The sequence below is a fragment of the Acinetobacter colistiniresistens genome (genome assembly GCF_024582815.1).
Taxonomy (GTDB): Bacteria; Pseudomonadota; Gammaproteobacteria; order Pseudomonadales; family Moraxellaceae; genus Acinetobacter.
Genome location: NZ_CP102099.1, coordinates 128501 through 151082, shown reverse-complemented (window position 1 = coordinate 151082; position 22582 = coordinate 128501). Strand labels below are relative to the sequence as shown.

Genomic DNA, 22582 nt, shown 5'->3' with positions numbered 1-22582 from the left:
AATATTCAATTCAACAATAAGCGATCAGTTGAAAATATATCGATAAGTATAATTAATCATTTGTCATCAAATACTTTATATGCTAATTAATGCTGGTTTTGTTTGAGTCGAAAATTCTAAAGAGAATCTCGATAAACATATTATTTTTTAGCGTTCGGGGAAGTTAATTTAAACATGAAGAAAACATATGTGGCTTTAGGACTGGTAATTGTACTTTCACTGCAAGGTTGTGCTGCGGTGATGGCAAGTAACCAACCGCATAAAAAGAATCTATCGGTTTTAGAAGTTGGCAAACATCGAAATAATGTGATTTCTGAACTTGGCGCGCCAGTCACATCTGAAATCCAGAATGGTGAACGAAAAGAGATCTATACCTTCCAGCAGGGATATTCAAAAGGGGCAAGAATCAGCCGTACACTGTGGCATACCACCGCGGATATTGCGACCATTGGTCTGTGGGAGATTATTGGTTCTCCCACAGAAATATATTTCAATGGTCAACAACTTTCATATGAGGTTGTTTTTGATGATCGAGACAATATCAAAAGTGCCAAGCTCATTCAAAATGCTGCAACGCCTGTTGTAGAGTGAATACAAAAACATAGCAGTCTAAATTAGGGTTATGGCAGTTCTTTTACTGGGCTGCCACCTAAGGCCTGCATTAAAGTCACATAAGCAATATATTGATTCTGCTTGGTTTCAACCAAACTCAGTCGTGCATTACGTGTGGTTTCCTGCGCATCCAGTAAGTTCTTTAAGGCAATCGCACCATTGCGATAACGCACTTCGGTTAAACGTTCAGTTTTATCTGCCAGCTCAACATTACGTTGCTGTAACTGTACTTGCTGATTCAGTTGAGTACGATTGGATAGCGCATTCTCTACATCGGCAAAAGCTTGGTATAGCGTTTGGCGGTATTGGATTATGGCTTTTTCATATTCAAGATCACTGATCGCAATGTCTTTCTTCATATCGTTATATTGAAGAAAGGGCAGGCTCAGGCTCGCACCTAAAGTCAAAGCAGGATTCTTTAACAGTTGGGTTAAAGAAGTGCTGGAAGAACCAACATTACCCGTCAAATTAATGGATGGGTAATAGCTGGCTTTGGTCGCGTCCTTATTGGCTAAGGTCTTACGCAAGCGCAATTCAGAAGCTTGTAAGTCTGGACGACGCGATAGGATATCGGCAGGCAAGCCAACAGCAATATTCGGGAGGGCATTGCGAGGTAACTGAGCAGGCTCTTGAATATTCAGTTGCTGTACAGGTTCATGTAGCAAAACGGCAATCGCGGTACGTGCTTCGACGCGTTGCTGTTCGATCTGGCTAAGGCTGGCTTTCTGGCTTTGTACCGATTGCTCAGCTTGGGTTAAATCCAAACCAGATACGGCACCCGCTTTATACTGTGATTGAACCAAAGAATAGATTTTCTGGGTCGATGCCAAGTTTTGCTGAATGGTTTGATAACGTTCATTCAGATAACCCAGTTGCCAATACAGTTTGGCTGTGGTTGCTACCAAACTTTGAGCAGTTGCTTGTAAGTCCTGTTCAGTTGCGAGCGCTTCCCAACGACTGGCTTCGGTTTGATTGGCCAGTTTGCCAAATAAATCCAGTTCATAGCTGACACCGACGCTGGTGGATAAACCGCGGTCAGAGCCATCGCCGGAACGTAGATCAATATTATGCCCTGCGGAAACACTGGAACTGGTTCGAATCCCTTGTCTGTTTTCAGCCAGACCTGCTTGTAGTCGTGCTTGCTTGAGGGTTATCCCTGCAACGCTTAAGTCACTGTTTTTAGCCAAGACTTGAGAGACCAACTGATTTAGTTGAGCGTCATTAAACAGGGTCCACCATTGATCGGTTAGATTCAGACTCTTGTTTTTCTGTGCATCGTATTGGAACTGTTGCGGTACTTGGACTGTTGGTGCGTTATAGGGTGTTTTGACCACAGCAGAACAGCCAGCTAAGGAACCAGTAAGTACCAGGGCGAGTCCTAATTTTGTGAATTGAAAAGACATACTCAAATTCCTTATTCTCTCGCTAAGGCAGCAACTGGGTCGAGTTGTGCTGCGTTTCGTGCAGGCAAGAAGCCAAATACAATACCAATCAGACTTGAACAGACGAAGGCTGCGACAATGGAGGTGGTTGAATAACTCATTTCAATTACCCCTTTGGCAAAATGGCCAATGATTTGTCCAATCCCCAAAGACAGGAGAACACCAAGCACGCCGCCTAATAAGCAGACCAGAATTGCTTCGATCAGGAATTGCTGCAAAATATCGCTTTGTCGTGCACCCACTGCCATACGCACCCCGATTTCCTGTGTACGTTCGGTCACCGAGACCAGCATAATATTCATGACGCCAATACCACCAACAACCAAAGAAATGACGGCAATTGCTGAAATCAGCAAGGTCATGGTGGCTGTAGTTTGCTGAATGGTTTCACGAATGCTGTCAGAGTTTTGGGTAAACACATCCTGTGCGCCATGGCGCTGTTCAAGCAGGGTTAAAATCGCATTCTCGGCAGCACTGCTTGGATATTCATCTTTAATCCGCACGATGATGCTACGGACATTGGATTGTCCTAACATCCGGCTCATCACGGTCGAGTAGGGCAGATAGACATTCAGGCTGTCTGAGCTCATGAAGCCTTGCTGTGCGTCAATCACGCCAATAATACGGCTCGGCACGCTCCCCAAGAGCAGGACTTGACCAACAGGATTGGTACCATCTGCAAAGAAGGTCTTTTCCGTATTGGTATCAATCACCACATCTTGTGCACGTTGGGTAACGCTGCTTTTATCAAAAGGCTGCCCCGATTTAAAGGTCAGACCCCGAACATAGAAGAAGTCAGCACTCACACCATTGACCGTTGCTGAGGCTTCGGTATCTTTATAACGTAAGGTCACACTGGTATTGGCTGAAGGGCTGACCCCATCAACATAAGGTTGTTCAGCCAGTGCTTCTGCATCGGCGGGAACCAGTGTTTTAACTTGGGAGGCACGTGAATTATCACCAAAACCACGTCCTTGATAGACGGTAATGGTGTTGGTTCCCAGACTACTGATATTTTCCAGAATCTGTTTTTGTGAGCCATTGCCGAGCGCCACTACCGAGACCACAGATGCAATCCCGATGATAATCCCAAGCATGGTCAAAAACGTACGCATGCGATGGGCATTCATGGCCAGCAGCGCCATACGGAAGGCTTCACCCAGACGGTCGAAGAAAGAGCGCCAAGCAGAGGTTTTCTTCTGTGTTGTGCGTTGCAGTGGCTGGCGTTCTAGGTCAGGATCGGTATTTTCGGGCGTATTGGCACGGTCTGAAATAATATTTCCGTCACTGATCTCGATGATACGTGTCGCATTTTTGGCAACATTGAGATCGTGGGTGACCAGAATAATGGTATGACCTTTGGCATTCAGTTCACGCAAAATACGCATCACCTCAATACCACTATGTTTATCCAAGGCACCTGTGGGCTCATCGGCAAGAATGACATCCCCACCGTTCATTAACGCACGGGCAATCGAAACACGTTGTTGCTGACCGCCTGAGAGCTGGCTCGGGCGATGGTGCAACCGTTCAGCCAAGCCCAGTTCAGATAACAGTTCCGCAGAACGTTCTTGGCGAATGTGACTGTCTACGCCAGCATAAATGGCAGGGACTTCAACGTTGCCCGCAGCACTCAAATCACCAAGTAAATGATAACGCTGGAAAATAAAACCAAAATATTCACGGCGTAACTGTGCCAGTTCATCCGGTTCAAGCTGGCGTGTTTCCCGACCATTGACCTGATAACTGCCTGCAGTCGGTTTATCCAGACACCCCAAGATATTCATCAGGGTCGATTTACCAGAACCGGATTGTCCAACGATGGCAACCAGTTCACCTGCATAAATCTTGAGATCAATCCCTTTCAGGATTTGTACTGTTCCTTCACCTGCCGGAAATTCACGGGTGAGCTGACTGACCTCAAGCAGTGGCTGTGATGAATGTATTTGATCTTGAGTCATATTACATTCTCATTGCACGTTGGCTGCTACGTTTGGCTGCTTCATTTGAGCTGTCAGATGCATCGGCAATCACCACTTGATCACCCAGTTTTAAGCCTTTCAGCACTTGTGCTGTAACACGGTTATTCAGACCAATGAGTACAGGCTGTGGTTGAGCTGTACCATCGGCTTGTAGGACTCGAACCATACCTGTTGATGCTTTACCTTGTGCAATCAAGGCTTTTTCTTCTTCGCTCAACTCCAGACGTTTTGGACGTTGGGTCTGGTCAGCATCTGGTTTTTTCGCTTGTTCTGATTTGTTGGCATTGGCTGAATTACCTTTACCACTACCACGGTTGCCACGTTGGGTCTGAATGGCAGCAGCAGGAACGGTCAGTGCATTCTTCGCTTCTGCCAGCACAATATACACTTGTGCAGTCATATCAATACGGAGTTTGCCATCTTCATTTGGGACATCAAATAGCGCGTTATAGTAAACCGCAGCGTTGGAGGTTGATGAACTGCTGCTACTGCTGGTTTCGGTATTAATTGAATTTGGTGCGGGTTCAACTTGACGCAATTTTGCGTAATGTTTCTTGTCACTATTCCCTAAGGTGGTGAAATAAACGGTTTGGCCTTTTTCAACTTTCATGACATCCGCTTCAGAAATCTGCGCCTTGATGGTCATAGTATCGAGCTTCGCCAATTTGACAATGGTCGGTGCCGTTTGGTTCGCGTTTACCGTTTGACCTTCTTCAGTCACGATGGCCACAATGGTTCCGTCCATCGGTGCAATGATACGGGTATAGCCTAAATTTTCCTTCGCTGTTGCCAAGGTTAAGCGGGACTGTTCAATCTGCGCACTAATCGATGTGATCTGTGCCTGTGCTGTTTTAAAATTGGCTAATGCCGCTTCCAGCTCGGCACGTGAGGTTGCATCTTGACTGAACATGGCTTGCTGACGTTTATATTCTGCCTCAACTTTGGCCAAATTGGCTTGTTGTACGGCCAATTGTGCCTGCTGGTTTTTAATGTTGGCTTCGGCAGTTTTCTGTTCATTTTCCTGACGAATTGAATCAATTTGTGCAATCAACTGACCTTGTTTTACTTGGTCACCCAATTGAACATACATTTTCTTCACCTGACCAGAGACCTGTGCCCCGACACTGACCATTTTGGTGGCTTCAAGTACCCCTGTTGCCAAGACCGAGTTTTCAATATCGCCACGAGAAACTTCGGCACTAATATATTGAGGTGCTTGGGCTTTCGGTTTGAAGAACATCCAGCCGAGTGCTGCAATAATCAATACCCCGATTGCAATCATGATGATTTTACGAGGCTGAATCTTTTTAGTGTTTGTTTTTGGCATGTCAACAGGTCAAAAGTGAGAAACTGGAGCTAGTATAAAAGTGAAATGAGGATAAAGCGTGAATATTTTTAAACTATAATGAGAATTATTTTCCTTTTTGCGGCAAAGTTATTCTATAAAAATCCGATAAATACTAGAGATACCTGCATGCGCATTTGAAGGAAGGGCAATACCTGCTTGTGACGGGATCGCAGATTCGCGTGGATTAATTCGAATCAGCCGCGGTACAAATCGCTCACTAAAATAACGTACGGTAGGGATGGCGGTACCTGCTCCCACTTCAATCACAACAGCTTGATGGTGGTTTTTTAAAAAGCTATCGAGGCGTTTTGCTTGTTGCATCTGGCGTTGGCTGATCCAAGCCGCATCATTAAACATTAAAATATTGGGCCGTGCTAAATGGCCACAGGCAGGGCATTGCGGTAATGGTCCTTGCCATTGGCAATCGTGCTGAGCAATGTCTGGACTCAATTCATTCGCTGACCAGATATGCTGCTGACAGACATTCAGACATTGCAAATAATGGATACTGCCGTGGCATTCATAAATCTGATCAGGTGCAAAGCCTGCTTTTTGAAATTGCCCATCGACATTCGAGGTAAATACAAAATAGGGCAGTTCTAATTGCTCAGCCAATTGCTTCAGCAGGGCAAAGCCTTGATGAGGCGTGGTTTGACGATAGAGTGCCAAGCGGTGCCCATAAAAACCCCAGGCTAAATGTGGATGCCGTTTAAACGCAGCAGGGTTGGCAATTTCGCTAAAATCGATGCGCTGCTTGCCCAGCTCAGGATAAGCTTGCCACATGCCTTGATTGCCCCGAAAATCAGGTAAACCTGAATCGACACCCATACCCGCACCAGCACTGATGATCAGGCTGTCTGCATGTTTAAATAGACTTTTTATCTGCTCAATGTAGAGGGGATTTAAATCAAAAGACATTATGTCATCCCTTATTTTTATTTTTGGATGCTTAGGCTTAACTAGGTTGTGTGAATAAGGTCGTACCACAGAGTTCAGCTAAAGCTTGTAGCATTAGTTGTTCTGGGTTTTCCTTAGACATGCCTTTAATTGCTGCATCAATACGCAATAATAAATCAGACCAAGTCAGAAACTGTCTTGGATTTAAACGGCGTAGCGCTTGTTGATACTGTGAAACTTTGGTTTTCCAGATCCCGAGTTGAATTGCATTATGCGGTTGTTCAAACAATTGCATCAATAAGCGCATTTCTTTGCTCAGGGTCCATAAGATCAGACTATCAGGTTCACCCGCAGCAATCAGATATTGATAAATCTTGACGGACTGTGCCAGATTTCCTGCCAGTAAAGCATCACTTAGATCATAGGTGGTATAACGCGATTGATCCTGCAAGCAGGCATAAAGCTGTTCAATCTGAATCTGTTGAATATCGGGAAAGGTATCGGCAACACGCATCAGGCTATTTTTGGCAGCCAGAAGATTATGTTCATGATGCTGCATCAGCCATTGCCATGCATCATGATTGAGCTGAATACCAAGCTTTTCTGCTTCTAAGGCTAAGATACGTTGTCGATCTTGTGGATAGGTTGCGGTGAGTGGAACCACCACACCATTGGCCTCAACCACTTGGAAGAAGGCAGACTTTAAGCTGCTACTGTCCTGTTTGGGTAAAACAACCAATAAGAGGTTATGTTCATTATGTTGAATATAGCTTTTCAGCTGTTTCAAGCCATTGGCATCGGGCTTGATATTGCCATGTACTTCAATCGCAAGTTGTTGTGAAAACAGGGATAAACTATTCAGTGCGTTAAAGACATTTTTCCAGTCATTCACGCTATTGATATCATAGCGTTGCCGTTCAACTTCTTGCTGTTGCCAGCTCTTACGGAATGCATCGAGCAGGTTTTGCTCCAGTAGAGGCTCTTGTCCATGGATAATCCATGCACCGCGAGCCTCACCCACACGTTTTAAGGCTTGAACATAATCCAGTTTCATAAAGCGTGATTATGGCTGAGCTTTGGGTAAACGGTTCGCCGCAATCTGACGAGTCACTTGCTGTGCAATATCATCAACAATAATTCGATTGAGATAGATTTCTTGTTGGTTATCCGTGTTCACTGTAGCCACATCGTATTGATAGGTACGAGAGGCGGTTAAGGTACGTGGTTCAGTGATTTTCTTGCCTTGACGGTCTTCAATCTGGAAGGTCACGGTTAAACGTAGCAATACTTCGGTCAACTTACCATTCAACAATTGGCGACGCGGCGTGTAATCCAGAATACGAAGTACATAAGCATCATTCGCGTTACTGAGCTGTACACCTGTCGCACTGAGATAGATACTGAGACGATTTTCCAACTCATCGGTATTATCAGGCAATACTAAAGTTAGTTTGTTATAAACCAATGGTGCTGCTGTAGTGTTGCTTCCTTTTAAGTGAAAGCCACAGCCGACTAAGCCTGCACTTAGGCCTAAAGTGAGAACGATAGCAGCTGCACGTTGCGCTAAGTGCATATTTATTCCTCTAATGAAATCTATTCTTATCCCTCTGGTTTCACGAGGGGATGCCTCTCTTTTTACAAAGAGAGGCAAGAACGAATTATTAAACAACTAAATTAACGAGTTTGTTCGGTACCACAATTTCTTTTTTGGTTGGACCAGTCAAGAATTGTTGAACTTCAGGTAATGCTTTTGCCAAAGCCAATACGTCCTCTTTAGACATATCGACAGCGACCTCTAACTTACCACGAAGTTTACCATTCACTTGTACAACAATCGTTTGTGTATTACGGGTTAACGCTGACTCATCCACTTGCGGGAATTCAACCGTTGTTAACTCCAAACCAAACTGGGTTAACAAGGTCTGGCTCAAGTGCGGTGCAAATGGAGCAAGCAAAGTTAACAAGGTGGTGATGGCTTCACGTGCAACAGCAACATCGTTGTCATCTTTTGCTTCAAACTTGTTGCTGGCATTGAGTAATTCCATCAATGCAGCAATCGCCGTATTGAAGGCATGACGACGCTCGATGTCATCACCCACTTTCTGAATGGTTTCATGGGTTTTACGACGTAAGTCTTGCGCATCTTTCGACAGGTTTGCACTGTCGATAGCCGTTGCTTGATTGCCTTTTTCCAAGAAACCAGCTGCCAAACGCCAGACACGTTTCAGGAAGCGGTTGGCGCCTTCAACACCGGCATCCGACCATTCTAATGATTGATCCGGTGGTGCCGCAAACATCATAAAGACACGTGCAGTATCTGCGCCGTATTGGTCAATAATGGCTTGTGGATCAATACCGTTGTTTTTCGACTTGGACATTTTTTCCTGTCCGCCGATCACAACTTCCTGACCATCACCTGAATATTTGGCTGAAAGGATACGGCCTTTCTCATCGCGCTCTAATTCGATGTCAGCAGGGTTAAACCAGGTTTTCTTGCCACTTTCCGCTTCACGATAGAAGGTATCGGCCAACACCATGCCTTGGGTGAGCAAGTTGGTGAATGGTTCATTGCCTTGTACTACGCCTTCATCACGCATCAATTTATGGAAGAAACGTGCATAAAGTAAGTGCAGAATCGCATGTTCAACACCACCGATGTATTGGTTCACAGGAAGCCAGTTTTGCGCCGCTTCAGGTTTTACCATACCACCAGTGAAATCAGGAGAGGCATAACGTGCATAGTACCAAGATGATTCTACAAAGGTATCCAAGGTGTCTGTTTCACGACGCGCATCGGCACCACAGCTTGGGCACTTGGTTTCGTAAAACTCTGGCATCTTGTTCAATGGGTTACCAGAACCATCTGGAACCACGTCGGTTGGTAATACCACAGGCAATTGATCTTCTGGAACTGGCACTTGGCCACAGCTGTTACAGTTGATCATTGGAATTGGGCAACCCCAGTAACGTTGACGGGAAACCCCCCAGTCACGTAAACGGAATTGAACCTTAGAGTTGGCCAAAGCTTGTGGTTCTAATTTTGCAAGGAAAGCATCAAAAGCAGCTTGGAATGCTAAACCATCAAACTCGCCAGAATTTACCAGTTTGCCTTCTTTTGAACCATACCATTCTTGCCATTCAGTTGCTGAGTATTCAGCATCATCGGCGCCTTTGGCATCAATCACTTGCTTGATTGGCAAGTTAAATTTATTGGCAAATTCAAAATCACGTTCATCGTGTGCAGGCACCGCCATCACCGCGCCTGAACCGTATGACATTAAGACATAGTTGGCAATCCAAACAGGGAGGTCTTCGCCTGTCACTGGATGCTTCACAAATAAGCCTGTTGCCATGCCTTTCTTTTCAGCAGTGGCTAAATCAGCTTCTGCGACTGAACCCATACGGCATTCTTCAATAAATGCAGCAAGTTCAGGGTTGTTCTCGGCTGCTTTGAGGGCCAGAGGGTGCTCTGCTGCAACAGCAACATAAGTCACCCCCATCAAGGTATCAGCACGTGTGGTATAAACCGTTAAGCCATCTGCATAGATTTCAGTATTGGCAGAAGGGAAGGTAATCTCCATCCCCGTCGAACGGCCAATCCAGTTACGTTGCATGGTCAAGACCTGTTGTGGCCAGCCATCTTGCAAGGTATCTAGGTCGTCTAATAATTCTTGTGCATAGTCAGTGATGCGGAAGTAGTACATTGGAATATCACGTTTTTCTACCAATGCACCTGAACGCCAGCCACGACCATTTTCAACTTGTTCATTGGCCAACACGGTCTGGTCTACAGGGTCCCAGTTGACAGGTGAAAGCTTACGATAGATCAAGCCTTTCTTATAAAGTTGTACGAATAACCATTGTTCCCAGTGGTAGTATTCTGGTGTACAGGTCGCAAATTCGCGATCCCAATCCACAGACAAACCCAATTTTTTTAATTGATCACGCATATAAGCGATGTTTTCAAAGGTCCACTTTGCAGGTGCTACCTGATGCGCAATCGCTGCATTTTCAGCAGGTAAACCAAATGCATCCCAACCCATCGGCTGTAATACGGTTTCGCCTTTTAAACGATAAAAACGGCTAATCACGTCACCAATGGTATAGTTACGCACATGCCCCATATGCAGTTTGCCACTTGGGTACGGGAACATCGACAGGATATAGCGATGTTTGCCCTCTACAGTGTCTGCAACTTTAAAAACTTTGCGATTGTCCCAGTCTTGTTGAACTTGGGGCTCAATGGCACTTGCTTGATATTCGGAGTCAATGTGAGAAGTCGTCATAGGGATATGCGATACAACAAAAAAGTAAAGTTAAGATTGCTGCACAGCATAGCGCAAAATTGTAGTAATTGTCAGTTTTTAGATCGGGATTTTATCTACAAGGCCACTGTATTGAAGATGACCTTGCAGGATTGTCGTTGTGTTTATTTAGCAGATACAGCAGAGGCAGGTGGCGGGCTCTGCGGTTTAACTGTGTTTGCTGGTGCTACAGGTGCTGTTTGAGATGTCTGTTGCGGTATATTGGGCGCAGCTTCAGGATTGGCTTGCTGCCCTTGCTGAGTGGTTGGGGTGGTGGTTTGATGGCTATTGCCATAAGTCGAAACTTTATCCAACCGTTTTGCACCTTTCGGTGGTGGTGTAGTGGTGTAATGGGTCGAGCCATTGGCATCGACCCATTTATAATATTGCTGTGCATGGTTTTGGCTAGAACAGAGCAATAGTACAGTTGCTGTAAGTGTGTATAAGCTTGTTTTTAAATAAGATGACTTCATGTTTGATCTCCCCAAGAAAATATATTTATATTCGACCAAAGTGCCTAATCAAGTAGTTTACAATGCCTAGTTTTCAATAAAAAGAAAATAGTTTTTTGATAAAAGGGCATTTAAAAAGACCAAAATATTTCGTGAAATGTGTTTAAAAAAACAACAGCCAAAAAATATTCGTTAAAAACCTTTTCTTTGTTCTTGACATTGCTTATGAAAGAAACAAGAATGCTTTCTCAAGTTTTATATGTGTTTATTTGATCACCCTTCGAATAAATGTCATGGCTTGCAATGGACATTCTTTCTAGCCGAGAGAATGACGTTTTGAAATCTGCTTATCCCAGCACATTTTGATTCGAGATGTCATCAAGTTTATACGGCTGATGAGTCTCAGAAAATTTTTCCTATTGCAGCAAAAACGAGTAGAATACGCACACTTATAAGAAGTGCAAAAGTTAATGAATAACACACAATTTATGTCTCCCATAAATTGTGCTAACACTAGGGTGAATCACGTTGGAACTTTTATCTGGTGGTGAAATGCTCGTTCGTGCCCTTGCGGACGAAGGCGTAGAGCATGTTTTTGGGTATCCAGGCGGCGCTGTATTACATATTTATGATGCGCTATTTCAACAAGACAAAATTAACCATTACCTCGTTCGTCATGAGCAAGCTGCTGGTCACATGGCAGATGCATACTCGCGCGTAACAGGTAAGACTGGTGTAGTACTGGTCACTTCAGGGCCGGGCGCAACCAATACCGTCACTCCAATCGCAACAGCCTATATGGACTCAATCCCAATGGTGATTTTGTCTGGTCAGGTTGCAAGCCATCTGATTGGAGAGGACGCGTTCCAAGAAACCGATATGGTGGGTATTTCTCGTCCAATCGTAAAACACAGTTTCCAAGTGCGTCACGCGAGTGAAATACCTGCAATTATTAAGAAAGCCTTCTATATCGCTGCGTCTGGCCGTCCGGGTCCAGTTGTGGTTGATATTCCAAAGGATGCAACGAATCCTGCGGAAAAATTTGCCTACGAATATCCTGAAAAAGTGAAGATGCGTTCATATCAGCCGCCTTCACGTGGTCACTCGGGTCAAATTCGCAAAGCGATTGATGAGCTAATTACCGCGAAACGTCCGATGATTTATACGGGTGGTGGTGTAGTTCAAGGTAATGCCTCTGGATTATTGACTGAACTTGCACACTTGTTGGGCTACCCAGTCACCAATACTTTAATGGGCTTAGGTGCTTTCCCGGGTAACGACCCGCAATTCGTGGGAATGTTGGGGATGCATGGTACTTATGAAGCCAATATGGCGATGCATAATGCCGATGTGATCTTAGCGATTGGTGCACGTTTCGATGACCGTGTGACCAATAACCCAGCAAAATTCTGTACCAATGCAAAAGTCATTCATATTGATGTCGATCCGGCAACCATCTCGAAGACCATTATGGCGCATATCCCAATCGTGGGTGCAGTAGAGCCTGTTCTTCAAGAAATGTTGGCGCAATTGAAACAAATGAATGTATCGAAGCCAAACCCTGAAGCAATTGCGGCATGGTGGTCTCAAATTAATGAGTGGCGTAAAGTACATGGCTTACGTTATGAAGCAGGTCAAAATGGTGTGATGAAACCACAACAAGTGGTTGAAGCATTGGATCGTGCGACCAATGGTGAAGCGATCATTACATCTGACGTAGGTCAGCATCAAATGTTTGGTGCGAACTACTACAAATACAAACGTCCACGTCAGTGGATCAACTCTGGTGGCTTAGGCACTATGGGTGTTGGTTTACCGTATGCGATGGCTGCAAAGCTGGCATTCCCTGACCAGCAGGTGGTGTGTATTACAGGCGAAGCATCAATTCAGATGTGTATCCAAGAATTGTCGACCTGCAAGCAATATGGCTTGAATGTGAAAATTCTTTGCTTGAACAACCAGGCGTTAGGCATGGTGAAGCAGTGGCAAGACATGAACTACGAAGGACGTCATTCAAGTTCTTATGTCGATTCATTACCTGACTTTGCCAAGTTAATGGAAGCCTATGGTCATGTGGGCATTCAGATTAACCATGCTGACGAGCTCGATTCTAAATTAGCTGAAGCGATGGCAATTAATGATAAATGCGTGTTCATTAATGTCATGGTTGATCGTACAGAACATGTGTATCCAATGTTGATTGCAGGTCAGTCCATGAAGGATATGTGGTTAGGTAAAGGGGAGCGTACATAATGAGACATATTATTTCAGTACTCGTTGAAAACGAAGCTGGTGCGCTTTCTCGTCTGGTTGGCTTATTTAGTCAACGTGGCTACAACATTGAAACCCTCAATGTTGCACCGACAGAAGACGAAACCTTATCGCGTTTGACCTTAACCACTTATGGCGATGACCACAAAATCGAGCAGATCACCAAGCAATTGAACAAATTGGTTGAAGTAGTGAAAGTGGTTGATCTGTCTGAAGGTTCACACATTGAACGTGAATTGATGCTGATCAAAGTCAAGGCATTGGGTGCGGCACGTGCGGAAATCAAACGTACGGCTGACATCTTCCGTGCTCAGATTGTGGATGTGACGCCGACGACCTATACGATTCAGATCGCAGGAACAACTGAAAAAATTGATGGTTTTATTGATGCGCTGGCAGAAAATACCATTCTAGAAGTTGTTCGTTCTGGTGTATCAGGCATCGCGCGCGGTGAAAAAGTTTTAACAATTTAAAAAATCTCCCCCAACCCCTCTTTGAACAAGAGGGGGGATCACCCAGAACGGTAATCATGGGGGAGCCTACAAAAGATCTGTCCTTGCAGAACAAGGGAAATGACAAAAATTTTAGCGGAGAAAACAGATGCAAATTTTTTACGATAAAGACTGTGACTTATCAATCATCCAAGGCAAGAAAGTTGCAATCATTGGTTATGGTTCACAAGGCCATGCGCATGCACTTAACTTGAAAGACTCTGGTGTAGACGTAACTGTTGGTTTACGTGCTGGTTCTACTTCTTGGAAAAAAGCTGAAAACTCAGGTCTTAAAGTTTCTGAAGTTCCAGCGGCTGTTGCCCAAGCTGACCTCGTGATGATCTTGACTCCTGATGAGTTTCAATCGCAACTTTATCGTGACGTGATTGAACCAAACATCAAAGAAGGCGCAACTTTAGCATTTGCGCATGGTTTCTCTATTCTTTATAACCAAGTTGTTCCACGTAAAGACCTAGACGTGATTATGGTTGCTCCAAAAGCACCAGGTCACACTGTACGTTCGGAATATCAACGTGGTTCAGGTGTTCCTGATTTAATCGCGATCCACCAGGATGCTTCTGGTAATGCGCGTAACGTTGCGCTTTCTTATGCTTCTGGTGTAGGTGGTGGTCGTACCGGTATCATCGAAACTTCTTTCCGTGAAGAAACTGAAACTGACTTGTTTGGTGAGCAAGCAGTTCTTTGTGGTGGTGCTGTTGAATTGGTTAAAATGGGCTTCGAAACTTTGGTTGAAGCTGGTTATGCACCTGAAATGGCTTACTTCGAATGCTTGCATGAATTGAAGTTAATCGTTGACTTGATGTTCGAAGGCGGTATTGCGGACATGAACTATTCAGTATCTAACAACGCTGAATATGGTGAATATGTGACGGGTACTGAAGTCATTAATGAACAGTCTCGAGAAGCAATGCGTAATGCATTGAAACGTATCCAGTCTGGTGAATATGCGAAGATGTTCATCCAAGAAGGTGCATTAAACTACCCATCAATGACAGCACGTCGTCGTCAAAACGCTGCGCATGGTATTGAAGTAACAGGTAACAAGTTACGTGCGATGATGCCTTGGATTCAAGCGAATAAAATCGTAGATAAAGAAAAGAACTAAGGTTACGTGCCTTACACAAAAAATGGGAAGCAACGCTTCCCATTTTTGTTCATACCTTGGATTCAAGCAAACAAAATCGTAGATAAAGAGAAGAACTAAGTTCTGCTCTAATCTTTAAAAGCCCCGGTTTGTACAGGGGGGTTTTATTGGATAATCGAGCTGCTACATGCGTTAGCGAAGCATATCACCACCGTTGTGAAAAAGATCCTATTCAGGATTCCAGCGAACAAAACCGTAGGTAAAAACAAGAACGAGGTTAGGTGCTCATTTCAGCAAAAAAACATGTTGAAATAAGCGCGCTTTTTTATGCCAGTCAATAACAGAGTTATAACAATATAGATAAAAAAATAAGCTTATATTGTTGGTGTTTTAATCAGCTTGATTGCTGTAAGAGGTTCTGATTAAATAGAAAAAGTGTTGCATGCTTTGGGGTATCTGCACGATTAAAAACAAAGAATTTGTCATGACTTAAAAATTAAAATGATCTAGTAAAAATAAATGAGTCTTTTGGTAAAAAAATGTAATAAAAAACAAGATTTTTCATTGGTTTGAAATGATTATGTGCTTTTATTCTATTGATTTATAAAGTGAAAAAGACTTGACCTTATGCTAGATGATGTTATTGTTAAGGAAAGTTTATGAATCCAGTCTTCATGGCTTCTTTGGGTGTGAAACGTCGTTCGGATTTCGGGCATTTTTGCTCATCATATAAAAAAAAGTACTGAATAATCATGGAAGTCCTTTATGGTTCACGTTGATTATGATAGCACATTGGTCATCGTTTCCATTTTGGTTGCAGTCGCGACATGTTACGCTGCAGTTTCGATGGAAGAACTCGTTTTTAAAGCTGCTTATAAAAAGTTTGAAAAAAGCATTTTAATGGCGAGTGGGCTGATTTTAGGATTAGCCATATGGTCAATGCACTTTGTGGGAATGCTGGCTAGCCATTTGCCAGAAGGCTATCTTTTTGATGTTAATTTGACCGTTCTTTCCTACCTAGTGGGGGCCGTTGCTTCTACCTTTGCTGTTTGGCTGACTTCAAGACCGACTTTGCCTATCCCGCGCTTGATTCTCGGTGCCGTGTTTATGGGACTTGGCATATCCGGAATGCACTATACGGGTATGGCGGCACTGACGGTTGAACATCATGCCATGCATTACGACCCTTTACTGGTCTTGTGTTCAGTCTTAATTGCAATTAGTGGTTCAGGTCTAAGTTTCTTTTTTATTTTTAAATATAAAACAGCAGTCAAATATCGTACCTTGCTCAAGGGGGTTGTTGCTGTACTCATGGCCTTTAGTATTGTGGGAATGCACTATACAGGGATGGCTGCAACCTACTTTGATGAAAGTCTGGCGCAAGTTTTGACTTCAGAGCAGACAGGGCAAAGCGTTTTACTGTTTACGATTATTTTTATTACCAGTCTGGTTTTTGTTGCTGGTTTTGCCGTTGCGATACTGGAGGCTAGACTTGAAGAAAGGAATGAGCAACTCACTTTAATTAATAAAGAACTAGCCACCCAGTCTTTACATGACACACTGACCAAATTACCCAATCGCTTATACCTGACTGAGCATGCAGAAGAGGTCTTCAATCATCATCGCTTAAATAAGCAAAAAGCGGCATTTTTATATATCGATCTAGATCGCTTTAAATCAGTAAATGATGCCTTTGGTCATCATATTGGTGATCAGTTACTGATTCAGATGGCGAATCGTTTATACAATAAGCTGGGCTCAAGTCATAAGCTGTTTCGGATTGGTGGAGATGAGTTCGTCTTAATTTCTGAGAATACCGATATCAATGAAGCGATGCAGCTTTCAGAAGATATTTTGCATTACATTCAGGAAACTTATCTGATTGCGGCAAAAGATATTAATATTTCTGCCAGCGTCGGGATTGCAATGTACCCTGAACATGGTACCAATGTTCAAGACCTGTTGATTAATGCGGATGTTGCAATGCTGATTTCCAAAGATCAGGGCCGTAACACCTATACTATGTTCCACTCAATGTCAGATCAGCAAGATGTACGCAGTCAGTCCAAACTGATCAATGATCTCTATAAGGCGGTTGATGAGCAACAATTTGTGCTGTTTTATCAACCCAAATTTACCTCGAATTATGAGGTCTGTGGGGTAGAAGCCTTAATTCGATGGAAACACCCAACACTGGGCTTATTGACACCGCAAATGTTTATTGAGGGTGCTGAAAAAACTGGATTGATTATTCCGATGGGATATTGGGCACTTGAACAGGCCTGTATACAGATTCAGCAGTGGGAACGAAGTAGCAGTCCTTTTTATCCAATCGCTGTTAATTTATCTGCTCTGCAATTTGAAAATAAAAAGCTTTTTAGTGTATTAGAACAATTATTAGAACAATATCAGATCCAACCGCATCATCTCATTCTTGAAATTACTGAATCTACAGCAATGCATCATATTGATTCCAGTATTCGTACCTTGGAACGTTTACGTAAACTTGGGATTCGAATTGCAATTGATGACTTTGGTACAGGCTATTCAAGTTTCTTGTATTTAAAAGATTTACCAGTCGATGAATTGAAAATTGATCGAGGTTTCCTGATTGATCTGAAACCGAATTCAAAAGAAGAGGCCATTTTAGAAAGTATTATCCATCTGGCTGCAAAATTGGGCTTAGTCGTGACAGCAGAAGGGGTTGAAACACAACAGCAAGCGGATATCCTGACCAGTTTGGGATGCAATCAACTACAAGGCTATTTATTAGGTACGCCCGTCAATATAGAAGGTCTGGTATTGCATCGCTATCAGCACTTTGCATGATGGATAAATCGAAGATCGGCTTATGTTAAAGGCTGCCCCTATCGGCAGCCTTTTTGTTTTAAGGATAATTTTAGTCAGAACGTTGCGCTAACCATTGAGTGACGACAGGCCAGACCAATTCGGGTGCCTGACTTCCTGAAACCAAGCCCATATGCCCTCCAGGAACAATTTCAAACTGTTTGTCGGTACTGCTGATTAAATCCATAAGAGGGCGCACTGCTTCCGCCGTTACAATAATATCGGTACGACCGCCTACTGCCAGTACGGAACAATCAATATCTTTCAGGTTGGCACTTTGCTCACCAAATTGGACTGAGCCTGTAGATAGCTCATTATCAATCCAGAAACGTAGAATAATATCGCGCATCACGCCACCTGGATAAGCCAGCATATGATCGACAAAAGAACTGGAAGTGGCGTGGTTAATCACAAATTGGCGATCATTCAGATTTTTTAGCAGTTCCCAATAATTTTTAAAGTTGCCAATTGGATCGGTCAATTTAAACCCTAAGGTATTTTGCCAGCCATGAATATGAAACACGCGACTAGGCACTTGATGGATACGAAACTTGGTATTGCTACGAATCCATTGTGCTGGAACGGTCAGGCGTTGGTAGAACTTACCCATATAACCCGATTTATGGGTATTAATCGGGGATGCCAAGATGACCATATTCTGAATGTTTTTATCTTTGAACAGCGCGGTATAGCAGAGTGATAACGCACCACCCAAGCTCCAACCATACAGCGATAATTGTTGCTGACCACTATGCGCACGGATTTTCTCAATAAAGTCTGGCATAAAGGTTTTCACATATGTACCCAGATTATATTTGGCTTGGCGTAGGCTTGGTGTCCCCCAATCAATCAGATAAACATCAAAACCTTGTGCGAGAAAATAACCCACCAGACTACGGCTTGGGAATAAGTCATAGATCAGCATATTCGCGGCAAGCGGTGGCACGATGACCAAAGGAATACGATGCTTGACGCTACTGTTTGTTGCAACCGTATAGTGGCGTAAGCTAATAATTTCACGTTGATACACAATATCAAAAGGTGTTCTGCCTGAAAGTGCCAGTTGCGGACCACGCAAGATACGATCTGTTGCGTTGGCGATAATTTGGCGTGCCTGACGTCCATTGCGGCTATTTAGCATTTTTTGTGCAGTTGGACTGTGAAGAAAACTGCGTTTAACTTTTGGTGATTGAGTCATGTGAACCTAAAGCTCGAAGGTTGCTATTCAATAGCGGCATATTAGAAGAAAAAATAAATTTGCTCAGTGACTCATTTGCTTAACTTGTCTTTCAAAATGATCAATTCGGTAAGGAGATAAACACAAAATGTTAAGGATTGAATAAAAAATAATGTAAAGTGTACTTTACATTTTGCGGAGTGGTTTATATATTGTTGTAAAGCTTACTTTACATGGTGCAGTATGAATCATTCTCGAAACTTGTTGCAATTGCTCATCGCAATTTCAATTTATATGGTGGTTTTGATTGGCTCTTTAAAATCCTTAAATTTTATTGATATACAATGGCTTAAAATTGTTGTTTCATTAACGCCGATGTTACCTGCATTGGTCATTGCATGGGTGATTATTCAACAATTCAAGCGCTTTGATGAGCTGCAACAGAAGATACAATTACAAGCCTTGGGTATGAGTTTTATCGGAACATCACTGATCACCTTTAGTTATGGTTTTCTGGAAAATGTTGGATTTCCAAAACTCACAATGTTTATCATTTGGCCAATGATGGCAATGCTTTGGTCGATTGCGACCATCGTTGGAACTTGGAAATATAGATGAAAAATAATCTACCTGAATTGAGAAAACACAAAGGCTGGTCGCAAAGTGACTTGGGGGATTATGTCAGCGTGTCGCGGCAAACCATCAATGCGATTGAAAAGGAGCGTTATGATCCAAGTCTAACGCTTGCCTTTAAGATTTCACATGCCTTTGGATTGAGCATTGAACAAGTGTTTATCTATGAGGGAGAATAGCCCCCTAAGCATTGCTGCTTAAGGGGTCATTTGTAGATGTAAAACCGGATAGGGATTACCTTGGCCATCGAGTTCTGAGCGACTTACCGTATGAAATCCCATTTTTTGGTAAAAGTTAACAGCTTGGAGATTCTGTTCATTGACATCAACTTTATAGATCTGAAGTTGTTTAACTGCAAAATCGAGTAAAGCTTTGCCGATCCCTGATCTTCGATATTCTGGCAGAATAAACAGCATTTCAATATTGTCGCTACTACAGCCTAAAAAGCCGACAATTTTATGCTCAATCACATATTTATGCAGTGTAACATGATGAAAATATTCATTCAGGATCAGCGGTTTGAGTTCTGAAATCATGGTTTCAGGTAAAAAGTCATGTGTCGCTCTAACCGATTTTTCCCATATTTCTATTAACGTAGAATGATCGTGTTGGGTTGCTTTTATAATCATGGATTCACTTCAAGCAGGCTGTCTTATGGGGGCTATTTTCAAGCATTTTATGAGAGATTTCTATCCTTTGAATTCGACATAAAAGTGATCACTTTGATTATTCAAGTTCTAATTGATGATCATCTTTGGTGACTTTGATTTTTAGCTTCTTATATTTTCGCTTATTCGGATCTAAAGCAGAATTTATAACATCTTGAGCAAAATGTTGATCTTGCATCAGTACAGTATAGGATTTATAGCCCAAGAGAATCCGAGTCGGACGATAGCCGTTACGCGAAATATAATAATCAATCATTTGATTCAATTCGATTAACAGACTGGTATCGCTCATTGTTATAGATCACATATAAGAGGCTTATACAGCATAGTCTATATAAGAAAACTTATCTAGCTGATCTTAATTGCTTTTTATGAATGTGTTGGTTGTCATAAAAATGTCATGTAAAAATATTATGGTAATTTACATAATAAAAACAATGATAAAAAGATGAAGCTATATCTTGAGAACTTTAAATCACTGTGGATATGGGGATTTTGAAGATTAGGGAGATATTTATATGCAGAATGAAAGGGTTAACACACGAGATAAAAAGCCACTCAATCATCGTGTAAGTGCTTTACTGGCAGCCTATCAGGCATTCTTGCTGACCAAGGGGTTGGCGAACAGTGAGTTTAGCCGTTTAATTTTTGCGGAAAGTTATACTGAAAACCTAAAATTTAAAATTTATGATGATGAATTAAAGAAGCAACTGATTGATGAATTAGAAAAGTTTAGTTCTTTTTAGCCAGAAATGTATATTACGATTGAGAGTATATAAAGATAAAGATTTGAAAATTTCGACTGCATTTACAGGGAATTTAAACGACTTGCTTTATGTTGATAGATATATCGCATTAAATAGCTATTATAAAACCATATGCCTGAAAATAAAAGCCTCAGTTGCCTAATTCGGGGTATCGACAACTGAGGGGAAACTGAGTATTTATAATCTAACCTCATTTTTAAAATAAAGAAATGACTTTTATTGAAAAGGCATAATCTGTTTAATTTTAAGAGTTAATATGTTTAGTCAGTCGGTGAAAAAGGAATAATTAAAAACGATTAATATGGTTTTTGTGGTGGTTCTAGATAATAGTTTTTAATAGAAACCCTTTGTTCACGAATATAGTCACTCGGTTTTTTCCCCGTCCAGCCAAAAAATGCTCTGGAAAATGCGCTAATATGGCTATAGCCTAATAAATCAGATATTTCTTGAATATTTCGATTTGAATCAATTAACTTTTTTGCCAATTCAAATTTTTTGGATTGCAGCAATGCCGAGAAGGTTGTATTAGCGAGTGCCAATTCTCTTTTTAAGGTTCTTTCTGATATTTTTAGTTTATTTGCAACATCAACGAGACTAGGAAAACCTAGACCAGGTGTAAATTTGAGTTGCTGATTGACCTTTAAAATAATTTTATTATCTTGATCTCTATAAAAAGATACTCTTTATTGACCAGTTCCATTGCAAGTTGGTAAGCAGTATCTGAACTAAAAGTCAGAGGAAGATCTAGACATTTAAGGTCAAAAATAATTTGATTATGATCCCGATTGAAATGAAAAGCAGGTAAACGTTTTTCATAGAGATTGTGATATTCCTCTTTATCCCATGTCACATGAATATTAATCCCGGTTAAATTAAAGTTAGTGATCATTTGTAAATTAGTAATAATGTCAATCAATGCACTTTCTATGAAGAACTTATTGATCATATTTTTTTGGCTTCGTTTAAATGATCGGGTAGTTGATAGAGTGGGGTAAGTCGAATAATAATTTTATTGTTTTTGTTAAGGATGGCTAAATCCATTTTATGAATGCGCATACTATAATATTTTTGTAAATCAATCAGTACTCTCCCAATTGTACTGTTACTCAAGAGTATAAATCCGATCGCACCATGGGCAGTCAATTTACAATTTAGTCCTAATTGATAGCCAACTCCTTTGTTAGGTAATAAATCAAGTAACCGAATCACAATATCGGTCCATTGATCAAAAGTTATACGGTCATTGTTGTTATTATCTGTTAGCAAAGATAAAGGAATTTGACAATATCGAATGACTTCACCTTTTGGGACACCAAATGTGGTTGCAGTATCCACAAGTATTTTTAGATAATCGTTGTGAATGTTAAGCATTTGTTTTTTCATACATTTTAAAAATAAAATTAAGAGATAGATCTAAAATACTTATACATCAGCTGAATATATTTTTATGAGTTTGAGATTTAAAGTCCCATTTTGTTAAAGATTTATGACAATCATGTTTAATAATATTCTTTTGAGGAATGATTCATGTAATTAAACAAATATGTGATGTGATTGTTAAAATTGTGTATTGGTTGTTAAGTTTA

19 protein-coding genes and 1 pseudogene are annotated in these 22582 nt (G+C 41.9%); 8 read left to right on the top strand and 12 right to left on the bottom strand.

Features of this window, described 5'->3' with window-relative positions; translation table 11 throughout:
• Window positions 1-174 precede the first annotated feature (174 nt).
• A complete protein-coding gene (locus tag NQU59_RS00650) occupies window positions 175-591 on the top strand; it encodes a hypothetical protein (RefSeq protein WP_005239748.1) in 417 nt (138 codons plus the stop codon).
• Between the two features lie 29 nt (window positions 592-620).
• Here the strand turns inward: NQU59_RS00650 and NQU59_RS00645 are convergent, their stop codons facing one another.
• From NQU59_RS00645 to NQU59_RS00610, 8 genes are all read right to left on the bottom strand, one after another.
• Window positions 621-2015: an efflux transporter outer membrane subunit gene (locus NQU59_RS00645; RefSeq protein ID WP_005277281.1), complete on the bottom strand. Its 1395-nt coding sequence runs from the start codon at window positions 2013-2015 to the stop codon at window positions 621-623.
• Window positions 2016-2026: 11 nt separating this feature from the next.
• Entirely contained in the window at window positions 2027-4015 is a 1989-nt protein-coding gene (locus NQU59_RS00640) for a MacB family efflux pump subunit (protein WP_005239735.1), read from the bottom strand.
• Between the two features lies 1 nt (window position 4016).
• Window positions 4017-5363, bottom strand: coding sequence for an efflux RND transporter periplasmic adaptor subunit (locus NQU59_RS00635; protein WP_043973080.1), 1347 nt, complete (start codon window positions 5361-5363; stop codon window positions 4017-4019).
• A gap of 108 nt (window positions 5364-5471) precedes the next feature.
• On the bottom strand, window positions 5472-6302 hold the full coding sequence (locus NQU59_RS00630; protein ID WP_257064546.1) for an SIR2 family NAD-dependent protein deacylase: 831 nt from the start codon (window positions 6300-6302) through the stop codon (window positions 5472-5474).
• Window positions 6303-6339: 37 nt separating this feature from the next.
• Window positions 6340-7335, bottom strand: a complete 996-nt coding sequence (gene holA, locus NQU59_RS00625) for a DNA polymerase III subunit delta (RefSeq protein ID WP_005239731.1) — start codon at window positions 7333-7335, stop codon at window positions 6340-6342.
• 9 nt (window positions 7336-7344) lie between these two features.
• Window positions 7345-7854, bottom strand: coding sequence for an LPS-assembly lipoprotein LptE (locus tag NQU59_RS00620; protein WP_005239730.1), 510 nt, complete (start codon window positions 7852-7854; stop codon window positions 7345-7347).
• 88 nt (window positions 7855-7942) lie between these two features.
• The gene (gene leuS, locus NQU59_RS00615; RefSeq protein WP_257064545.1) at window positions 7943-10567 is read right to left on the bottom strand and encodes a leucine--tRNA ligase; all 2625 of its coding nucleotides are present in this window, start codon (window positions 10565-10567) and stop codon (window positions 7943-7945) included.
• Window positions 10568-10710: 143 nt separating this feature from the next.
• Window positions 10711-11058: a DUF4124 domain-containing protein gene (locus tag NQU59_RS00610; protein ID WP_257064544.1), complete on the bottom strand. Its 348-nt coding sequence runs from the start codon at window positions 11056-11058 to the stop codon at window positions 10711-10713.
• Between the two features lie 507 nt (window positions 11059-11565).
• Here NQU59_RS00610 and NQU59_RS00605 point away from each other — a divergent pair.
• The 4 genes from NQU59_RS00605 to NQU59_RS00590 all read left to right on the top strand — a co-directional run bounded on the left by NQU59_RS00605 (window position 11566) and on the right by NQU59_RS00590 (window position 17733).
• Window positions 11566-13290, top strand: coding sequence for an acetolactate synthase 3 large subunit (locus tag NQU59_RS00605; RefSeq protein ID WP_004655856.1), 1725 nt, complete (start codon window positions 11566-11568; stop codon window positions 13288-13290).
• Window positions 13290-13781 (top strand): acetolactate synthase small subunit, encoded by a 492-nt coding sequence (ilvN, locus tag NQU59_RS00600; RefSeq protein ID WP_004655854.1) that lies wholly within the window; start codon window positions 13290-13292, stop codon window positions 13779-13781. Before NQU59_RS00605 ends, ilvN begins: the two co-directional genes overlap by 1 nt.
• Before the next feature lie 127 nt (window positions 13782-13908).
• Window positions 13909-14925: a ketol-acid reductoisomerase gene (ilvC, locus tag NQU59_RS00595; RefSeq protein WP_004655853.1), complete on the top strand. Its 1017-nt coding sequence runs from the start codon at window positions 13909-13911 to the stop codon at window positions 14923-14925.
• 744 nt (window positions 14926-15669) lie between these two features.
• Window positions 15670-17733 carry a putative bifunctional diguanylate cyclase/phosphodiesterase gene (locus NQU59_RS00590; RefSeq protein ID WP_005239724.1) on the top strand — a complete coding sequence of 688 codons (2064 nt, stop codon included), beginning with the start codon at window positions 15670-15672 and terminating at the stop codon, window positions 17731-17733.
• 70 nt (window positions 17734-17803) lie between these two features.
• On the opposite strand, the gene NQU59_RS00585 is transcribed toward NQU59_RS00590, so the two are convergent.
• Complete coding sequence (locus tag NQU59_RS00585) at window positions 17804-18949, bottom strand: alpha/beta fold hydrolase (RefSeq protein ID WP_257064529.1); 1146 nt, start codon at window positions 18947-18949, stop codon at window positions 17804-17806.
• Window positions 18950-19171: 222 nt separating this feature from the next.
• Here NQU59_RS00585 and NQU59_RS00580 point away from each other — a divergent pair, with 222 nt between their 5' ends.
• Both NQU59_RS00580 and NQU59_RS00575 read left to right on the top strand, forming a co-directional pair.
• Window positions 19172-19546 carry a hypothetical protein gene (locus NQU59_RS00580; protein ID WP_005239722.1) on the top strand — a complete coding sequence of 125 codons (375 nt, stop codon included), beginning with the start codon at window positions 19172-19174 and terminating at the stop codon, window positions 19544-19546.
• Window positions 19543-19740, top strand: a complete 198-nt coding sequence (locus NQU59_RS00575) for a helix-turn-helix transcriptional regulator (RefSeq protein ID WP_005239721.1) — start codon at window positions 19543-19545, stop codon at window positions 19738-19740. Before NQU59_RS00580 ends, NQU59_RS00575 begins: the two co-directional genes overlap by 4 nt.
• Before the next feature lie 18 nt (window positions 19741-19758).
• Here NQU59_RS00575 and NQU59_RS00570 read toward each other — a convergent pair whose 3' ends face one another.
• Together NQU59_RS00570 and NQU59_RS00565 are read right to left on the bottom strand one after the other, a co-directional pair.
• Window positions 19759-20190: a GNAT family N-acetyltransferase gene (locus NQU59_RS00570; protein WP_005239720.1), complete on the bottom strand. Its 432-nt coding sequence runs from the start codon at window positions 20188-20190 to the stop codon at window positions 19759-19761.
• 97 nt (window positions 20191-20287) lie between these two features.
• Window positions 20288-20521 carry a hypothetical protein gene (locus NQU59_RS00565; protein WP_257064527.1) on the bottom strand — a complete coding sequence of 78 codons (234 nt, stop codon included), beginning with the start codon at window positions 20519-20521 and terminating at the stop codon, window positions 20288-20290.
• Between the two features lie 226 nt (window positions 20522-20747).
• Here NQU59_RS00565 and NQU59_RS00560 point away from each other — a divergent pair, with 226 nt between their 5' ends.
• Window positions 20748-20975 carry a hypothetical protein gene (locus NQU59_RS00560; RefSeq protein ID WP_005239715.1) on the top strand — a complete coding sequence of 76 codons (228 nt, stop codon included), beginning with the start codon at window positions 20748-20750 and terminating at the stop codon, window positions 20973-20975.
• A 317-nt stretch (window positions 20976-21292) separates the two neighbouring features.
• Here NQU59_RS00560 and NQU59_RS00555 read toward each other — a convergent pair.
• Window positions 21293-22379, bottom strand: a pseudogene (locus tag NQU59_RS00555) (helix-turn-helix domain-containing protein).
• Between the last annotated feature and the right edge of the window lie 203 nt (window positions 22380-22582).

Excerpts from the sequence above, each read along its gene's own strand:
- NQU59_RS00650 (WP_005239748.1), top strand. The coding sequence starts at position 175 with ATGAAGAAAACATATGTGGCTTTAGGACTGGTAATTGTACTTTCACTG.
- NQU59_RS00645 (WP_005277281.1), bottom strand. The coding sequence starts at position 2,015 with ATGTCTTTTCAATTCACAAAATTAGGACTCGCCCTGGTACTTACTGGT.
- NQU59_RS00640 (WP_005239735.1), bottom strand. The coding sequence starts at position 4,015 with ATGACTCAAGATCAAATACATTCATCACAGCCACTGCTTGAGGTCAGT.
- NQU59_RS00635 (WP_043973080.1), bottom strand. The coding sequence starts at position 5,363 with ATGCCAAAAACAAACACTAAAAAGATTCAGCCTCGTAAAATCATCATG.
- NQU59_RS00630 (WP_257064546.1), bottom strand. The coding sequence starts at position 6,302 with ATGTCTTTTGATTTAAATCCCCTCTACATTGAGCAGATAAAAAGTCTA.
- holA (WP_005239731.1), bottom strand. The coding sequence starts at position 7,335 with ATGAAACTGGATTATGTTCAAGCCTTAAAACGTGTGGGTGAGGCTCGC.
- NQU59_RS00620 (WP_005239730.1), bottom strand. The coding sequence starts at position 7,854 with ATGCACTTAGCGCAACGTGCAGCTGCTATCGTTCTCACTTTAGGCCTA.
- leuS (WP_257064545.1), bottom strand. The coding sequence starts at position 10,567 with ATGACGACTTCTCACATTGACTCCGAATATCAAGCAAGTGCCATTGAG.
- NQU59_RS00610 (WP_257064544.1), bottom strand. The coding sequence starts at position 11,058 with ATGAAGTCATCTTATTTAAAAACAAGCTTATACACACTTACAGCAACT.
- ilvN (WP_004655854.1), top strand. The coding sequence starts at position 13,290 with ATGAGACATATTATTTCAGTACTCGTTGAAAACGAAGCTGGTGCGCTT.
- ilvC (WP_004655853.1), top strand. The coding sequence starts at position 13,909 with ATGCAAATTTTTTACGATAAAGACTGTGACTTATCAATCATCCAAGGC.
- NQU59_RS00590 (WP_005239724.1), top strand. The coding sequence starts at position 15,670 with ATGGTTCACGTTGATTATGATAGCACATTGGTCATCGTTTCCATTTTG.
- NQU59_RS00585 (WP_257064529.1), bottom strand. The coding sequence starts at position 18,949 with ATGACTCAATCACCAAAAGTTAAACGCAGTTTTCTTCACAGTCCAACT.
- NQU59_RS00580 (WP_005239722.1), top strand. The coding sequence starts at position 19,172 with ATGAATCATTCTCGAAACTTGTTGCAATTGCTCATCGCAATTTCAATT.
- NQU59_RS00575 (WP_005239721.1), top strand. The coding sequence starts at position 19,543 with ATGAAAAATAATCTACCTGAATTGAGAAAACACAAAGGCTGGTCGCAA.
- NQU59_RS00570 (WP_005239720.1), bottom strand. The coding sequence starts at position 20,190 with ATGATTATAAAAGCAACCCAACACGATCATTCTACGTTAATAGAAATA.
- NQU59_RS00565 (WP_257064527.1), bottom strand. The coding sequence starts at position 20,521 with ATGAGCGATACCAGTCTGTTAATCGAATTGAATCAAATGATTGATTAT.
- NQU59_RS00560 (WP_005239715.1), top strand. The coding sequence starts at position 20,748 with ATGCAGAATGAAAGGGTTAACACACGAGATAAAAAGCCACTCAATCAT.